Genomic DNA, 17,058 nt, shown 5'->3' with positions numbered 1-17,058 from the left:
AATTCGGCGAATTAGCCGTTAATTTGAGGGATTTTTTATTAAACAGTCATTCAATTTATGAAAACCCGTTTTTCCTTTCTGTTATGGCTAATATCGGCCACTATCATTGTTCCTAAGGCCTTCACGCAGGTTCCTAAAACTAAAAAGGTCGTCTTTGTGATCGTGGACGGCATTTCCAGCGACAGTAAGGAAAAGATCGCGACGCCACACCTGGACGCGATCGCGAAGGTAGGCGGGTATACGCGCGCGCATGTAGGCGGGGACAAAGGCACCTACTCGCAAACGCCGACCATTTCGGCAGTTGGTTACAACAGCCTGCTCACGGGCACGTGGGTGAATAAGCACAATGTTTGGGATAATGATATTAAAGACCCAAATTACCACTACTGGACGCTTTTCCGCTTCATGGAAGAACAATATCCGCTGAAACGCACCGCCATTTTCTCGACGTGGCTCGATAACCGCACCAAACTCGTAGGTACCAATCTGCCCCAAACCGACAAGCTCCAAATCGACTACGCATTTGATGGCTTCGAGCTGGATACCGTGCATTTCAAACACGACAAGCAAAGCGAATACATTCACCAAATCGACGAAAAAGTGGTGGATGAGGCAGCGACCTACATTCACGATAACGGACCGGATATGTCCTGGGTTTACCTCGAATACACCGACGATATGGGACACAAATACGGTGATAGCGAGCAATTTCATAAAGCCATTCAGATGATGGACGACCAGATGGGCCGCATTTGGAAATCCATTAACGATCGTGAAAAGCGTTTTAACGAGGACTGGCTGATGGTAGTCACTACCGATCACGGCCGCGATGCCAAAACCGGCAAAGGCCACGGCGGCCAGAGCGACCGCGAGCGCAGCACCTGGATTGTTACCAATGCAAAAGACCTGAACGCAAATTTCAAATCCACACCGGGCATAGTCGACATCTTTCCGACCGTGGCACGGCATATGGACATTAACATTCCGAAGGAGCAGGCATTTGAAGTCGACGGAGTACCATTCACGGGCAAACTGTCGGTTACGGCGCCGCAATTACAGAAATCGGCAGGCAAGGTGAATATTTCCTGGAAGGCAGTTCAAAAAGAAGGAAAAGTGAAGATCTGGCTGACCACCACCAACCAGTTCGAAAAAGGCGGTCGCGACCTTTACTACCTGATGGACGAAGTGAATGTTACCAATGAAAAAGCCGAAATAGATATTTCGAAATATCCTTCCGGCTTTTACAAGATCGTTTTAGAGGGGAAATATAATAGTGTGAACCGTTGGATTGTGGAAAAATAAGCTAGTTACCTCCACGTCCGGCTTTGTAGGAATCGTATTCTTCCAGCAGGCGAATCAGGTCGTCCTCGCCGGCGAAATCCAGCTGTTGTTCTTTGATCACGTAATTCAGCTTGTTTCTTTCGTCTGTCAGCAGTTTAAGGAAACTGTTGCGGTTTTCGAGCTGAACCGGATTCATTTTATCATCCTTCAACAAATACAACTTTGCGCCAGCGTCCATTTCCCTTGTGGCGCTGGCTTTTTCTACTTTTATGGGGTTGGTGTATTTTTTCAAAAGCTTCGTGTTGCCGTCGTAAAGCACGCGGTAAAAACTCTTTTCGGTGTAATTCCCTGCCGCGGGGTAACCACTTCTGAAAGTATACAACTCGACGCCGCTCGGTATAGTGAACTCCGCCACGCCTGACGCAACGCGGTACAGGTTCGAACCCACTTTGTATTCTATTTCGTCTTTCTGATAATCGTACCGGAGCTGGACACCATCATGAACGCGGTCGTCGCTTGTGCGGACCGCCCCTGAATACCATTCTTTCAAAAGGTAGGGGGACTTCTCCCCGGCCGCCGGTTGTGTTTCCTGGTAAGGCGTTCCCGCCAGTCCCGTCGAATCCTGTGCGTTCGCGTGAATGCACATGAGGCAGAATGCCAGCGGGAAAATTCTTAGCAGATATTTCATGATTTAAGTTGGTTAATTTGATAAGTTCGAGGTTTGGAAGCCGTTGTTTCCGTACTTTTGCACAAAAATTGTACCTGCTCTCTTGGATATCAACGACCAGCTCATACATATACGCCAGAGCCTCGGCGGAATCATCCCTGAAATTTTTCTGGCCTTATTCTTTTGTCTGTTCCTGCTCACCGAACTGATTTTTACCAAGCGCTTCGGCCAGGAAAAGTCGAAGTCCTATTTGCTAAATGTAGCGATTGTGGGGAGTTTGATCGCCCTATTACTAGTTATCGGTCAATGGAATGTGGAGCCGTCGTTCAGGTTTCAGCCGTTGCTATTCCTCGACAGGCAGGCCGTATTTTTCAAAATCCTGGTCACATTGGCCTGGATCTTCACGTTGCTGCATGTCCGCATTTTAAAATACGATTTCCCAGCCGAATACCACGCATTGCTGATCGCCGCTGTGGCGGGCATGCATTTGCTGACAATGTCAACACACCTGCTGTCTATTTACCTCTCGCTGGAACTGATTTCCATTAGTTCGTACCTGCTCGTCGCATTGTCGCCGTACAAAAAAGCGGCCGAGGGAGGCATTAAATACCTGCTTTTCGGAACCGCGAGTTCGGCTGTTATGCTTTACGGTATTTCGCTCATTTACGGCCTTACGGGCACGCTCGACATCACCAACGACGCCATGACCGTCGCCCTCAGCAACAACTCCGACCTCGTCGTAACGGTTACCATTGTACTCACACTCGCCGGGTTGCTCTTCAAGCTCTCGCTCGTGCCATTTCATATCTGGACGCCGGACGTTTACGAAGCTGCCCCCACACCTCTGGTGTCATTTCTCTCCGTGGCGCCCAAAGCGGCCGTTATACTGGTTCTCATGCGCCTGGCAGGCATATTACCGGCCCAATATTTCCCTGTTTTGGGAGGCATCGCATTGATCAGCATGACGATTGGCAATGTGGCTGCCCTTTGGCAAAGTAATGCGCGCCGTTTGCTCGCCTATTCGTCCATTGCCCAAGCTGGTTACCTCCTGGTTGGCATTGCGGCATACAGTCGTTTCGGCTTCGAGGCTGCCGTATTTTACACTGCTGCCTATTTGGTCATTAACCTCGCCGCCTTCTTCCTCGTCGACCTTCTACAACCCCGGCAAGAAACTCAACTTAAAGATTACGAAGGGCTTGGTCGCAATTACGTCTGGATTTCGGGCATTCTCACGGTAGTGATGGTTGCCCTGGCAGGCTTACCCCCTACCGGCGGCTTTACTTCTAAATTACTCGTATTCTCAGCGCTTTGGGAAAGCTACCACGATCAGGGACTTACCTGGATGCTGTGGCTGCTCGTCGGCGGCATCCTCAATGCAGCCATTTCTCTCGCCTATTATATGCGGTTGCCATATCTACTGTTTTTCAAAACGGTTAGGGCCGAAGCGGTTAGCACAAACAATAGCGCCTCGGGCAAGTTGGTTGCCGGATTGTTTTTGGTTGCGTTATTGATGCTGTTTTTCAGCCCGGAGTGGCTTACGCGTTGGATTTCGTCGTTTTGAGTTAATTATCGCTGTTCAAACGTTTCCTTTTTGGCCCCAGATGTCTTGGCAGTGGACTCTCAGTCAGATATTCAATCGCTTTTTGCATTTTTCTCAGCAGAAACGGATCGTTGGACAAGTCGGGAAATGACTTCTTAAAAGTACGGTCCTTCTCTTTCAATAATTCACTTGATTGATCTTTCATACCTGTTCATTTATTGTATTTCAGTCGTAGCTATTTACGAAACAAAGTGAACGCATCGTAGTTAACGCCTTTCTTGAAGGGCTGCCACTTTTTATTACGCCTTCCCCTGATAAAAAAACGTTTTTTAATCTCTGGCAAATACTTCTGGATATTCATTTGATAGAGCCTGTTTCTGGCGGAACTGCTACCAGATGCAAAAATCACTGCTTCCGGCTTCACTAAGAAGAAAGAATCAACAGCCTGGGCAATGGTCGCAAGGACCTTTATGGTATCCAGATTATTTGTAACTACCGAATCGTCAAGGCTCTGAGTCAATTCATCCCAATCTCCAAACGAAAGGTTGTAGAAACAACCTTCAACTCCCGAAATCGGTTTAAAAGCAATTACCTTCTCAATTCTCCCCTGCGGACCTTCACTGATAAACCTGAACATATGGCAATCTTCCTCAATACTCAGATCGTATTTTTCCTGATTCATATAGCAAGTGTGTGCAGGTAGAAAGCATTTTAGCACGCCAATATAATTCTACACTCACCAAGTTATAAACTGCGACTTGACACCAGTATACAAACGGCTTGCTATCAATTATCCTTTGGCCCTACCTCACCGCCTTCACTACAAATCCCTCCTTCCTCAACAAAGCAATAACCCCTTTTTCCCCTCCCAAGTGCGCCGCTCCCACTGCGAAAAACGTCGGCTTCGCGCTGGCGATCCTGCGTATGCGGGGGATCCATTTCTGGTTACGGGCGAAAAGCATTACTTCTTCATTACCTTCCATACCGAACTCGCTTTTCAGCGTCATTCCGTAGAGCTCGCTGATGTTTTGTGCCTTGTAAAGGGCCACGAGGCTTTTAAATTCCTTCCGGGCGGAAGGCAGGCTGTCGATCAGGGTCAGGAGCATTTTCGCCTGATCTTTGTAAGGGATAGTATCGAAAATGGCCATTTGTTCCTCCAAAGTTTCAATCCCAATCACCTCCGACTTCTGCTTGCCTGCCAACTCCACCAGCGCCATTTCATACGACTGCGGCTGGCAATCGAGCACAGTATTAAACAGCGGCCCCATAAGTACGAATGGCTTCGCCCGCTCGAACATCGCCAGGCCCACATGCACCGAATCTTTGAAAAAACGGTCGAGCCGCTGGTATTCCTGCTCGGTAACGAGCTTTTTCAACTCGTTACCGGCAGCCATATTCATCGTTTTCATCATCCCGGCCATCATGCCCGGGTCGTCCATATCCATTTCGAGCGCCACCTGCTGCGTGCGCGAGAGTGTACTTTTCAGGGAATCACTCAGGGAGAAATCGGTTGGGCAAATAAGGTGAATGGTACCAAACAAATAGGAAGGTTTCGCCAACCCACGACCGCTGATTTCCCAAAGCAGCGAATTTTCCACCGGCACTTGCGCCCATGAGGCGATGCTTAACATACAAAAAACCAGCAGCAACGAAACCCGTTTCATATTCGATAATTAGTTTAAAACAACCTTACTCCCCACGCGGGTCGCCCTTTCCTCCTTCCTCCCTTTCTTCCCTACGCAGGCCGCCCTTCCCCCAAAAACTACTCCTTATGACTATCCACCACAACGCGCTCATCGCGGTTCACCAGCTCCCACGCCGTGTAAAACACCAGTTTCACGATGTCCGATTGCTTGTCGAACAGGATTTTCTCCACGTCGTCGCCAGGACGGTGGTAATCTTCATGAACGCCCGTGAAATAGAAAATCACCGGAACGCCCATTTTGGCAAAATTGTAGTGGTCCGAGCGGTAATAGAAGCGGTTGGGATCTTTCGGGTCGTTGAAAGTATAATCGAGCTTGAAATTGACGTACTTCTTGTTGGCCTCCTCGCTGATCTCATGCAGTTTGGAAGACAGTTTATCGGAACCAATCAGATACACATACTTCGGATCGTTCTTATGAGCCTCATCCACACGGCCGATCATATCGATATTCAAGTCGGCGATTGTGTTTTTGAGTGGTAGCAATGGGTGTTCAGAATAATATTCCGAACCAAAAAGCCCCTTTTCTTCTCCCGTCACATTTAAAAAGAGAATACTCCTCCTCGGCCCTTTACCTTCGGCTTTCGCTTTGCTGAATGCTTCCGCCAGTTCCAGCAAAGACACCGTTCCCGAACCGTCGTCGTCCGCGCCGTTATTGATTTCTCCATTCTCGGAAATACCGATATGGTCCAGATGCGCGCTGATTACCAGCACCTCATCCTTCTTGTCGGTACCTTCCATAAATGCAGCCACGTTTTCGGTATCGATCGTTTCGCTCACGCGCCCCACTTTTAGAGAAACCGTGTTCGCGAAGTTTTCCAAAACAGGCTTACCCGACTTATCGATCTGGGATTTCAATTTCATGAGCTTCGCAACCGAAGTTCCCAGCATTTCTGCCGCCCCTTTCGCCGAAAAGACGAATGCAGCAGTTCCCGAAGGGTTTTCCTGCACCGGTTTCAACGTGGGTGCACTGAACCGCCGGGCCATTACCGCACGCTGACGGATCTCCTTGTCGAGATCCTCACCGGTTTTGTCCGTAATAATGAATACGTACTTAGCACCTTTTTCTTTCGCCAGTTTCGCTTTCACCTGCCACGAAACAGAGCCGCTCCATTTACTTTTCTCCGAATTGCCACTGATCACGTATTTACCACCCGAAGTCTGGGGCTCGCCATCGAACATGATCACGGATTGACCTTTTATGTTGATACCGGCATAATCACTATAACTTCCGTCCTCGATACCATAACCTACCGACACCAGGTCGGTGCTTACCTCCTCGGGAACATCCAGCAATCCGTTCAGATAGAAGTCCTTATTGAATTCATACTTCTTCCCTTGCGACGTCACATACACATCGCCCCAGCTACGCTTGTAGAGCTTGTATTTCTGCAAATAGCTTTTGGAGCCATCGGCATCGGTGGCGATAGGCTGTAATCCATATTGTTTGTAGTACTTCGAAACGTACTCTGCCGCCTTTTTCTGGCCCGGTGAACCCGTGTCCCGACCTTCCAGGCTATCGGAAGCGATAATGACGAGGTGCTTTTTGAGATCGGCCGGCGCGATGCTTGCCGCATACTTGGCCGCGTCATCTTGCGGCAGGCGATCCTGGGCCCATGCCAAAGTGTTGATAGACAGGAATAATCCAGCCAGTAGGTTCTTGTTCATCATGAGGTTTAATGGTATTTCAATCCTTACAAATTAACGAAACGCGTGGGCGAATGCAAAACCGCTTGTTACCTCGATTCTTCGTATCTTTGATTTAACAGCTTACACACTATATCATGCCTGAAATCAGCCGCTTCTTCGGTATCGTTATCCGAATGTTCTTTGATGACCATAATCCACCGCATTTTCATGCAGAATTTCAGGAGCACCGGGCTATATTCGATATACAAAATGTACGGTTGCTGGACGGGGGTCTTCCTCCAAAACAGTTGAAGCAAGTTCAGGCATGGGCTTTGCTGCATCAGCGAGAGTTGATGGAGAATTTTATTAATCTCGGAAAGGAATTTAAGAGCTACAACAAGATCGATCCGCTTCAATAGCTATGCTACACTACATCAAAAACATCATACAGATACATGATCACGCCGTGACCTGCGAGTTCAATACAGGTGAAATACGTACCGTGGACCTAAAAGAAGTAGTTGAAAAATACCGCAGGATAAATGATGGTTTGATCAGCAAACTCTCAGATCCGAATTACTTCAAAACCGTTAAACTTGATTCCTACGGGACGCTTACCTGGGACAATGGCGTCGACTTTGATCCGGATAACCTCTACCGGATGTCGGAAAAAGAAATCCCAACCATCTGACATTTCCCGCCCCTTTTTGCACTTCTTTTAGTTTAAAGGCTGTTTTTCACGGGATAACAATAAATTAATTGTAAAATACTGTTATTCAGAGGAAAACTACGTACCTTTGCACCCTGTTTGGCCTAATTACATCCAGACAAAAGCCAAATCGGCCCTGACACGCATTCAAAGCATTTCGTAGCAGCGCCGTAAACAACTGATCCATAAAACAATGCAAGCCATTCGTAACATCGCAATTATTGCGCACGTTGACCACGGTAAAACGACTTTGGTCGACAAAATCATCCACGCGTCAAAGCTGTTTCGCGACAATCAGGAGTTCGACGACCTGATCCTCGACAACAACGATCTGGAACGTGAGCGTGGGATTACAATTGTTTCCAAAAACGTATCGGTGCGTTACAAAGATGTGAAAATCAATGTAATTGATACACCAGGTCACGCAGACTTCGGTGGTGAGGTGGAACGCGTACTTAAAATGGCGGATGGCGTATTGTTGCTGGTCGATGCATTCGAAGGTCCGATGCCACAAACCCGTTTCGTATTGGGTAAAGCCATTGGTCTTGGCCTGAAACCGATCGTGGTTGTCAACAAAGTAGATAAAGAAAACTGCCGCCCGGAGGAAGTTCAGGAGAATGTATTCGACCTGATGTTCAACCTTGGCGCTACCGAAGACCAGCTTGACTTCGTAACTGTTTACGGTTCGTCGAAACAAGGCTGGATGGGCCCGGACTGGCAGAAACCAACCGAAGATATTACTTTCCTCCTCGACACTATTATTGAGCAAATCCCTGCTCCGGTAATCGAAGAAGGAAATACGCAAATGCAGATCACTTCTCTCGACTACAATGCATTCGTTGGCCGTATCGCCATCGGTCGCGTAAAAAGAGGAACGATCAAGGAAGGATCGACCGTGACGCTTTGCAAAGCAGGCGGTGTGATGAAGAAAGTGAAAATCAAAGAAGTTCAGCTGTTCGAAGGTTTGGGTAAATCCAAAGTAAGCGAAGTAAGCGCTGGTGATATTTGCGCCGTAACGGGTATCGAAGATTTCGAAATCGGTGATACTATCGCTGATGCTGAAAACCCTGAGGCATTGCCACGTATCGCGGTGGATGAGCCTACGATGAACATGCTCTTCACGATCAACAACTCACCATTCTTTGGTAAGGAAGGTAAATTCGTTACCTCACGCCACATCCGCGACAGGTTGTTGAAAGAAACGGAGAAAAACCTCGCATTGCGCGTGGAACCAACTGATACTGAGGATAAATTCCTGGTTTATGGCCGTGGTATCCTCCACTTGTCGGTATTGATCGAAACCATGCGTCGCGAAGGTTACGAATTGCAGGTTGGTCAGCCGCAGGTATTGTATAAAGAAGACGAAAACGGCCAGCGCCTTGAACCAATCGAGACCTTGGTAGTAGACGTACCGGAAGAAACTGCCGGAAAAGTGATCGAATTGGCTACCCAGCGTAAAGGCGAGCTGCTGATCATGGAACCGAAAGGCGATTTGCAACACCTTGAATTCGAAATCCCTTCACGCGGATTAATCGGTTTGCGCTCGAACGTACTGACCGCTACCCAAGGTGAAGCTGTAATGACGCACCGTTTCAAAAGCTTCGAGCCATTCCGCGGACCAATCCCGGGCCGTCAGAACGGATCGATCATTTCGAAAAACACAGGTCCTGCAACCGGTTATACCCTTGATAAACTGCAAGATCGCGGACGTTTCTTCGTAGATCCGGGTGATGAAATCTACGGTGGACAAGTAGTAGGTGAGCACAACCGTCCTAACGACATCGTGGTGAACCTCCAAGAAGCGAAAAAGCTGACCAACATGCGTGCTTCCGGCTCGGACGACGGTCTGCGTATCGCTCCGAAAATCAACTTCTCTCTGGAAGAATCGATGGAATACATCCAGAAAGACGAATACCTCGAAGTTACCCCGCAAAACATGCGTATGCGGAAAATATACCTGGACGAGAACGAGCGCAAGCGCTACGCGTCCAAACTGGAAATGGCTTAATCGAAGCCCGATATTCCAAACCCGAAAAGGAGGCAAAATTTTGCCTCCTTTTTTTATTTTTCCTGCATTTCAATATTTCCCCCGATCCCGCCAGAAAATTTGGGATTCCCGCCAAAACCTGTGGTATAATTTTAATGTTTGTCACTCCCCTGAAACATTCTACTCCGGCCATATTTTATTACTATTTCAAGAAATTTTAGTTTTTTGCTTTTATAATAACAAATAGCGTAGTTTGTATCGGCAGCTCAGCCCATTTGAGCTAACTATTTTAATATCAACATTTTAAAGATCAAATGATGTCTTACATAGAACCGGCTCCGATTAAGGATAAAGACAATCCGTTGGAGTCAATGATGCAGCGATTTGATAAAGCCGTAGACCTCCTCGGAATATCCGAAGAAATGTATTATATCCTCAAAGTGCCCCGTAAACAGGTGACGGTCGGCTTGCCGGTGACCATGGATTCCGGGGAGATCCGGACCTTCGAAGGTTACCGCGTGATCCACTCCACCATTCTCGGCCCCAGCAAAGGCGGGATCCGTTTCGATCCCGACGTAAACCTCGACGAAGTGCGTGCATTGGCGGCATGGATGACCTGGAAATGCGCCGTGGTGGATATTCCTTACGGCGGTGCCAAAGGCGGAGTGGCCTGCAACCCGCGCGAAATGTCCCCCGGCGAGATCGAGCGCCTCATGCGTGCGTACACGACGGCATTGCTGGACGTTTTCGGACCGGACCAGGACATTCCCGCGCCGGACATGGGCACCGGCCCCCGCGAAATGGCGTGGCTGATGGATGAGTATTCCAAATCAAAGGGCATGACGATCCCGGCCGTAGTTACCGGTAAACCGCTGGTACTCGGCGGCTCACTCGGCCGTACCGAAGCCACGGGTCGTGGTGTAATGGTGTCTGCATTGGCAGGTATGGAAAAGCTGCGCATTAATCCCTACCGTGCTACGGCGGCAGTTCAGGGCTTCGGTAACGTCGGTTCGCACGCAGCCCTGCTCCTGCGCGAGCGCGGCACGGCCATCCACGCGATCAGCGATATTTCGGGAGCCTATTATAATGATAAAGGAATTGACGTGGCGGATGCCATTGCCTACCGCGATGCGAACAAAGGCTCGTTGGAAGGTTATGCCAAAGCAGAACTCATTTCCGGCGACGATCTTTTCAGCTTGCCAGTAGATGTATTGGTGCCGGCCGCGAAAGAGGACGTTATCACTCGTAAAAACGTATCCAGCATTCAGGCACGCATGATTGTGGAAGGCGCCAACGGCCCTACTTCCGCCAAAGCCGATGACATTATCAATGAAAAAGGCATTATGGTGGTACCCGACATTCTCGCGAACGCAGGCGGCGTGACGGTTTCCTATTTCGAATGGGTACAAAACCGCATCGGCTATAAATGGACGCTTGAACGTATCAACCGCCGCACCGACCGCATTATGAAGGATGCATTCGACAAAGTGTATGAAACATCGCTGAAATACAAAGTGTCGCTCCGCATTGCGGCGTATATCGTGGCGATTGATAAGGTCGCTAGTACGTACAAGTACCGCGGGGGATTTTAAGGTCAGGTATGGTCATTCGTGGTCAGGTGTAGTCATTTGTAGTCAGGAATAGTCAGTTCTTGTTTGAGGTTGAAACAAGAATTGACTATCCCTGACAATACCTGACAACACCTGACCACCCTGACCACACCTGACAAAACAAGTAGCAGCCAGACCAGAAGTTATACCCCTGAAAATGCCGTCAGGCATGCAACAACAATGCTCGGTTGTTGCATGCCTGACGGCATTTTGACGTAATCCGGGCCGGCTGTGTTTTCTACCAATGTTATATGCCTGACGGCATTTACCGCCGATCAAAAGCTGCGCATACAACGAACCACTATTCTTGACAATACCTGACCACCAATGACAATACCTGACAACACCTGACCATCCCTGACTACTCCTGACAAGACAAGCGTTAACAATTTCTTAACAAGCCACTTCCGAGGCGAAACCGAATCTAAACCGGTTTCAAAGTGTTAACTTTAAGGCTAAAATTTCAACAGATTCGCTTCACGCGGGAGAAAGTGCTTCCGCGTGAAGCAAGCTTTAAAGTAACATGTCGTTAAGTCCCCGTTTCATTGCCGTCATTCTGGCGTTCCTGATATCCCTCATTACCACCACGTTCCTCGCATTTGTGGATGGGGTTTCGAAAGGGATGCTGTTCGTTTCGGCTATTTCCTCCTTCATTTCTTCCTTTTTCCTGGTACTTTACGCCGTCGACATTCTGGTTTTCCGTGAGGTGAACAAAATGTACCGGACTATCCACAAGCTGAAAATGCGGGATTTCAATATGGCCCCGCGCAAGAAGCTGATCAGGGAATCCAATCCGTTGAAGACGATCAACGACGAGATTTTTGTGTATGTAACCAAAAAACAAAAGGAAATCGATGAGCTGAAAAAGCTAGAATTGTTCCGCAGGGAATTTCTGGCCGATGTTTCGCACGAGTTCAAAACACCGATCTTTGCCGCGCAGGGATTTATCCACACGCTGCTCGATGGAGCGATGGACGATGAAAATGTGCGCGAACGCTTTTTACGCAAAGCTGCCAATAACCTCGATAGCCTCGACGTGCTCGTAAAAGACCTTCTCGTATTATCGCAGATGGAAACCGGAGATATTAAAATGAATATCGTCCCAACCGACCTGCGCAAGCTTACCCTCGGCATTTTCAGCCGTCTCGAACACATTGCTAAGAACCGCAACGTGACCTTGAAAGTGAAACCGGACGACATGCCCGAAGCGTGGATCAAGGCCGATGCCGACCGGATGGAGCAGGTAATGCTGAACCTGATCGAAAATGCGATCAAATATGGCAACGAGAATGGCAAGGTGATCGTCCATTTCAGCGAGAGCAAAAAATACATTGAAGTGGAGGTAAAAGACAATGGCCCGGGCATTCCGCACGAACATTTGAACCGCATTTTCGAGCGTTTTTACCGCATCGACAAGAGCCGCAGCAAAGAAATCGGCGGCACCGGTTTGGGACTTGCCATTGTTAAGCATATATTGAACGCCCACGACACGAAAATCGCTGTGATGTCGAAGCCGGACAAGGGAACTACGTTTTCTTTCAAGCTCGAAAAAGCGTATCACCAGCAGTTGCCGGAAACGAAAACGGACGATGTAGTCAATCAATTGAATCCATAATCAATTTCTAACACCATAAACCATTATCCATGTTTATCCACAACGTATTCTTCTGGTTGAAAGAGAAGGACAACGAAGAGGCCAGGGCCGCCCTGCTCGCAGGTATCAAATCACTTGAGGCAATCGAGTCTATCGAATCGGCATACATTGGCCCTCCTGCCGCTACCCGCAGACCGGTTATCGACGCCACTTACGACTTCGCAGAGATTCTCATTTTCAAGGATGAGGCTGCGCACGACGTATATCAGGTTCACCCTTTGCACAAGAAATTCGTGGAAGAATGCGCACATCTTTGGGAGAAGGTCGTGATCTACGATGTTGAGGCATAAAGCCAATATTTGTTAACAAGTTATCCACACCGAAAATGTGTATAACTTGTTAACAACTTTCAATAATGCAGATTATCAAGCAATTAACCCGCCGTTAAGCATTATCCACAGTGTGGATAACTTTTTCTGCCGCCCCCTTTGTCCCCCTCCACGGCACTATCCTGCCATCCAATTCGTTTAAAGATTAGTACAAAACGAACTAGAACCGTGAAAAAGAACAGTGTCTTGCTGTCGGTCATCATTACCCTGATCGCAGCCATTTCGATTTCATCCTGTACCTATCGTTCCTACGAACCGGGCTATGACTATGGTTACCGGCATGGTTACAGGTACTATCACGCTCCGCCACCACCACCTCGTGTAGTAGTGGTAAAACCGGCGCCGCCGCGGGTTATCTATGCCGACCGTCACAGGTACCGCCGTCATGATAACCGTGCTTACCGTAAGCAATACCGCCACAACGACCATTACGGAAACAATGGCCGCCATCGCGGACACAGACGATAATTTGGACATACCTTTCGATAAAAAAGGCCCGATACTGTGCATTAAGCCACTTTTATCTGGCCTTTTCTTTTTATTTTGCAGTTTATGGATATACTTGATGTACTAAAAACCAATGCCGGATTACATCCTGACAAACTTGCCTATGGTTATATCGGCAAAGAGGGTGAAATCACCGAGCAACTTCACTATCATGAACTTCATCAGCATGTACTCGCGGCATCCCATCTGCTGAGCTCCAAGTTCCCGGTCAACGCCAGGGTGATCCTCCTCCTGCCTGCTGAAGCGGCTTTTGTATGTTCGTTCCTGGGCGCTCTGCATGCGGGTATTATCGCGGTTCCAACGCCTATCAGCTATTCCGAGCCGGGAATAAACCGCATTCTGAGCATCATGCGTGACTGCGCAGCTTCGGGGATCATTACCAATGCCAAAACCTACAAAATGCTGTTTCAGCGGAAAAACGATGCTTCCTCCGCATTACAGGAATACGATGCCGAATGGATTTTCACGGACGATCTGATGGCCGCGCCGGCCGCATCAGGCGCTATTCGCAGACATAAGGAATCCATCGAAACAGCCTATTTGCAATATACCTCCGGCTCTACCAGCCAACCCAAGGGGGTGATGATCAGCCATACCAACCTGACGGCCAATCTGCGGGCGATCAACAATTGCTTCGGACGCACCGCTGAGGATACGTCGGTTACGTGGCTGCCGCATTACCATGATATGGGCTTGGTGGACGGCCTGCTGTCCCCGCTTTTTACCGGCGGTACCGGCTTTGTGATCTCTCCGCTGCTGTTTATCACCAAGCCCGCGTTACTGCTGCAAACAATCAGTACCTACCATGCGGGGTTTTGCGGCGGACCTGGCTTCGGGCTTGACCATTGCCTCGCGCGCATTCCGCAGGAACAGCTGGATGCCTTGGACCTTAGCTCCCTCCGCGTCCTCTACGTGGGCGCAGAGCCGATCCGGATTTCAACCCTCGAAAGATTCGCCGCTGCGACGCAAACCGCCGGTTTCAGAAAAAACAGCCTTGTCCCGTCCTATGGCCTCGCCGAAGCCACACTGGCCGTAAGCCTGCATTTGAACGGCACGCCCACTACCTATCGCAAACTGACGGATTCCAAGGAGGTTGTCGCTTGCGGCCCTCCCGTAGAATTTACAGAGGTATCGATCGTAGACCCGGTGAGCAACCTCAGCTTGCCGGACGGGAAAGAGGGGGAAATATGGGTAAAAAACGACGGCATAGCGGCAGGTTACTGGGAAAAACCAGATGCTACCAAAGCTACTTTCCAGGCTTACACCAGCAGCGGTGAAGGCCCCTATTTGCGCACGGGCGATTTAGGTTTTATGGAAAATGGTCTTCTTTTTATCACCGGCCGTACTAAAGAACTGATCATCATCCGCGGGGTCAATTATTATCCGCAGGACATTGAAGAGGTTGTAAGCGAAAGCCACCCGGATATCCAGCCCAACGCGGCGGCGGCATTCTCCGTCGAGACAGACCAGGGTGAAGCACTGATGATCGTGAGCGAAGTGCGGAGAGTGGCGCAAACGCCGGACGATGAGAAGATCATCAAAAACAAGATGGCGCAGAGCGTCGGGTTAGCATTCGGGCTCATTCCCCACGAAATCATGCTGATCCAGCCAGGCAAGCTGCCCAAAACATCGAGCGGAAAGATCCAGCGCTTAAAGGCTCGTGAATTATTCGCCAAAAAGAGTATTGTAGATTAATATCGGTTACTTAAAAAGGCCCCTAATTTTTTAAAAACCTGCGAAAGTACTATTTTCACGTAGCATTCAGTGCTTGTTACAAACTTCAACTAAATGAGTAAAACATTTACCGAAATTTCCGGCTGGATAGTTGAGCGTATTGCTCACCATGCGGAAATAGATCCCTCCGAAGTAGATCTGGACGCCGAAATCATCGATTACCGATTGGATTCCCTTCTTATGGTCGACATTACAACCGAGTTACAGGAATGGCTCGGGATCGAGTTAAGCCCATCCATTTTCTGGGAAATGGGCACTATCAATGCTACTACTCAATGGATTGTAGAAAACCAGGAAGCCTAAAAACATGCTGGCCTTTTCCATTCTGGCATACCTGCTGGCAAACCTTGGAATAGGCCTCTGGGCCTCAAAAAGAATCACTACCACCCAGGATTTTGTGCTGGCAGGGCGCCAGCTACCACTGATCCTCGCCGCTTCCGCAACATTTGCAACGTGGTTCGGATCGGAAACCATCATGGGCGCCCCCACCGAGTTTATCGAGCATGGCGTATTAGGTATCATCGAGGACCCCTTCGGTGCTTCGCTGTGCCTGTTTCTGGTAGGGTTGTTCTTCGCCCGGCGGTTCTACAAAATGAATATCATCACATTTTGCGATTTTTTCAGGATCCGCTACGGGCGGAATGCCGAATTGCTCTCCGCCATTCTCATCATTCCGTCCTATTTCAGCTGGATAGCAGCCCAGTTACTCGCCATGGGCATTGTATTGAAAGTCGTGCTGGGCTGGTCGCTGCTTGCGTGCATTCTCGCAAGTTCCTTTGTCGTGATCCTGTATACGATCTGGGGTGGCATGTGGTCGATATCGATCACCGACTTCATTCAGACGATCATGATCATCGTCGGCCTGCTCATTGTCGCCGCGGTGCTGTACAAGGAAGTAGGCGGTTTTCAGCCATTGCTAGACGCTGCTCCAACAGGATTTTTCCGCTTTTTCCCCGAAAATACCCTCAAAGGCCACCTCGAATACTTCGCGGCGTGGATCACCATCGGACTCGGCTCGATTCCGCAGCAGGATGTTTTTCAAAGAGTTATGTCTGCTAAATCGGCCCGCGTGTCGGTGCAGTCGACGCTGCTTTCTTCGTTCATGTACCTCACGATTGCCCTGCTGCCGCTGTTCATTGGGCTTTGCGGGCACCATCTGTACCCCGGTGAAGAAAAGGACGGGCAAATGATCATCCCCAATATGGTGCTGAAACATATGAACCTGCCGCTTCAAATCCTGTTTTTCGGCGCGCTGGTCTCCGCGATCCTCAGTACCACGAGCAGCGCTATTATGGCTCCGGCAGTTGTATTGGGGGAGAATATTTTCAAATACTTCAAGCCGGACCTCGACGATAAAGAACTGCTGAAAATCATTCGTGCAGGCATCATCGGCATCACGCTGGTGTGCATTTTCATGGCAGCAACCCGCGAAAGCATTTTCGAGCTCGTCGCGGAATCGTCTGCATTCAGTCTTGTATCATTATTTGTTCCATTGGCCGCGGGACTTTACTGGAAATCCAGTACCCCCCTCGGTTGTATGCTCTCGATGGTCATTGGGCTGGCGGTGTGGCTGTTTTGCGTTTTCATCGAAACCGAATACCCGGCCCTGGTCTACGGCCTGCTCGCGAGCTTTCTGGGCATGGTAGCGGGTTGGATTCGGGAAAAAATCCGCCGGTCGTCGGACGCCGAACCATCGCGCATATCCTGAG

At 49.1% G+C, this 17,058-nt stretch carries 17 protein-coding genes; 12 read left to right on the top strand and 5 right to left on the bottom strand.

The window, feature by feature from the left end:
- Window positions 1–57 precede the first annotated feature (57 nt).
- On the top strand, window positions 58–1,302 hold the full coding sequence (locus J2Y43_RS25290; protein ID WP_309988055.1) for an alkaline phosphatase family protein: 1,245 nt from the start codon (window positions 58–60) through the stop codon (window positions 1,300–1,302).
- Between the two features lies 1 nt (window position 1,303).
- Here the strand turns inward: J2Y43_RS25290 and J2Y43_RS25285 are convergent, their stop codons facing one another.
- On the bottom strand, window positions 1,304–1,969 hold the full coding sequence (locus J2Y43_RS25285) for a hypothetical protein (protein WP_309988057.1): 666 nt from the start codon (window positions 1,967–1,969) through the stop codon (window positions 1,304–1,306).
- 82 nt (window positions 1,970–2,051) lie between these two features.
- On the opposite strand from J2Y43_RS25285, the gene J2Y43_RS25280 reads away from it, so the two are divergent.
- Window positions 2,052–3,509: an NADH-quinone oxidoreductase subunit N gene (locus J2Y43_RS25280; protein ID WP_309988059.1), complete on the top strand. Its 1,458-nt coding sequence runs from the start codon at window positions 2,052–2,054 to the stop codon at window positions 3,507–3,509.
- A gap of 1 nt (window position 3,510) precedes the next feature.
- Here J2Y43_RS25280 and J2Y43_RS25275 read toward each other — a convergent pair whose 3' ends face one another.
- The 4 genes from J2Y43_RS25275 to J2Y43_RS25260 form a co-directional block, all read right to left on the bottom strand.
- Entirely contained in the window at window positions 3,511–3,693 is a 183-nt protein-coding gene (locus J2Y43_RS25275; protein WP_309988061.1) for a hypothetical protein, read from the bottom strand.
- A gap of 30 nt (window positions 3,694–3,723) precedes the next feature.
- The gene (locus J2Y43_RS25270; protein ID WP_309988063.1) at window positions 3,724–4,170 is read right to left on the bottom strand and encodes a DUF6934 family protein; all 447 of its coding nucleotides are present in this window, start codon (window positions 4,168–4,170) and stop codon (window positions 3,724–3,726) included.
- 121 nt (window positions 4,171–4,291) lie between these two features.
- Window positions 4,292–5,152 carry a TraB/GumN family protein gene (locus tag J2Y43_RS25265; protein WP_309988065.1) on the bottom strand — a complete coding sequence of 287 codons (861 nt, stop codon included), beginning with the start codon at window positions 5,150–5,152 and terminating at the stop codon, window positions 4,292–4,294.
- A gap of 98 nt (window positions 5,153–5,250) precedes the next feature.
- Complete coding sequence (locus tag J2Y43_RS25260) at window positions 5,251–6,861, bottom strand: M28 family peptidase (protein WP_309988066.1); 1,611 nt, start codon at window positions 6,859–6,861, stop codon at window positions 5,251–5,253.
- A gap of 113 nt (window positions 6,862–6,974) precedes the next feature.
- Between J2Y43_RS25260 and J2Y43_RS25255 the strand changes: the two genes are divergently transcribed.
- The 10 genes from J2Y43_RS25255 to J2Y43_RS25210 all read left to right on the top strand — a co-directional run bounded on the left by J2Y43_RS25255 (window position 6,975) and on the right by J2Y43_RS25210 (window position 17,057).
- On the top strand, window positions 6,975–7,238 hold the full coding sequence (locus tag J2Y43_RS25255) for a DUF4160 domain-containing protein (RefSeq protein WP_309988068.1): 264 nt from the start codon (window positions 6,975–6,977) through the stop codon (window positions 7,236–7,238).
- A 2-nt stretch (window positions 7,239–7,240) separates the two neighbouring features.
- A complete protein-coding gene (locus J2Y43_RS25250) occupies window positions 7,241–7,510 on the top strand; it encodes a DUF2442 domain-containing protein (RefSeq protein ID WP_309988069.1) in 270 nt (89 codons plus the stop codon).
- Between the two features lie 211 nt (window positions 7,511–7,721).
- Window positions 7,722–9,536 (top strand): translational GTPase TypA, encoded by a 1,815-nt coding sequence (typA, locus tag J2Y43_RS25245; RefSeq protein ID WP_223400626.1) that lies wholly within the window; start codon window positions 7,722–7,724, stop codon window positions 9,534–9,536.
- Between the two features lie 296 nt (window positions 9,537–9,832).
- Window positions 9,833–11,107, top strand: a complete 1,275-nt coding sequence (locus J2Y43_RS25240) for a Glu/Leu/Phe/Val dehydrogenase (protein WP_309988954.1) — start codon at window positions 9,833–9,835, stop codon at window positions 11,105–11,107.
- A 541-nt stretch (window positions 11,108–11,648) separates the two neighbouring features.
- A complete protein-coding gene (locus tag J2Y43_RS25235; RefSeq protein WP_309988072.1) occupies window positions 11,649–12,740 on the top strand; it encodes an ATP-binding protein in 1,092 nt (363 codons plus the stop codon).
- A gap of 29 nt (window positions 12,741–12,769) precedes the next feature.
- Window positions 12,770–13,069, top strand: a complete 300-nt coding sequence (locus tag J2Y43_RS25230; protein ID WP_223400628.1) for a Dabb family protein — start codon at window positions 12,770–12,772, stop codon at window positions 13,067–13,069.
- A 207-nt stretch (window positions 13,070–13,276) separates the two neighbouring features.
- Complete coding sequence (locus tag J2Y43_RS25225; protein ID WP_309988074.1) at window positions 13,277–13,576, top strand: hypothetical protein; 300 nt, start codon at window positions 13,277–13,279, stop codon at window positions 13,574–13,576.
- An 84-nt stretch (window positions 13,577–13,660) separates the two neighbouring features.
- Window positions 13,661–15,310, top strand: coding sequence for a fatty acyl-AMP ligase (locus J2Y43_RS25220; protein WP_309988075.1), 1,650 nt, complete (start codon window positions 13,661–13,663; stop codon window positions 15,308–15,310).
- A 93-nt stretch (window positions 15,311–15,403) separates the two neighbouring features.
- Entirely contained in the window at window positions 15,404–15,652 is a 249-nt protein-coding gene (locus tag J2Y43_RS25215) for an acyl carrier protein (protein WP_106595530.1), read from the top strand.
- A 4-nt stretch (window positions 15,653–15,656) separates the two neighbouring features.
- A complete protein-coding gene (locus J2Y43_RS25210) occupies window positions 15,657–17,057 on the top strand; it encodes a sodium:solute symporter family protein (protein WP_309988076.1) in 1,401 nt (466 codons plus the stop codon).
- The last annotated feature ends 1 nt before the right edge of the window (window position 17,058 follow it).

Origin of the sequence: Dyadobacter sp. BE31 (genome assembly GCF_031457695.1) — a bacterium.
GTDB lineage: Bacteria > Bacteroidota > Bacteroidia > Cytophagales > Spirosomataceae > Dyadobacter.
The sequence above is the reverse complement of the archived record's forward strand: the minus strand, read 5'-3'. Positions and strand labels throughout refer to the sequence as shown.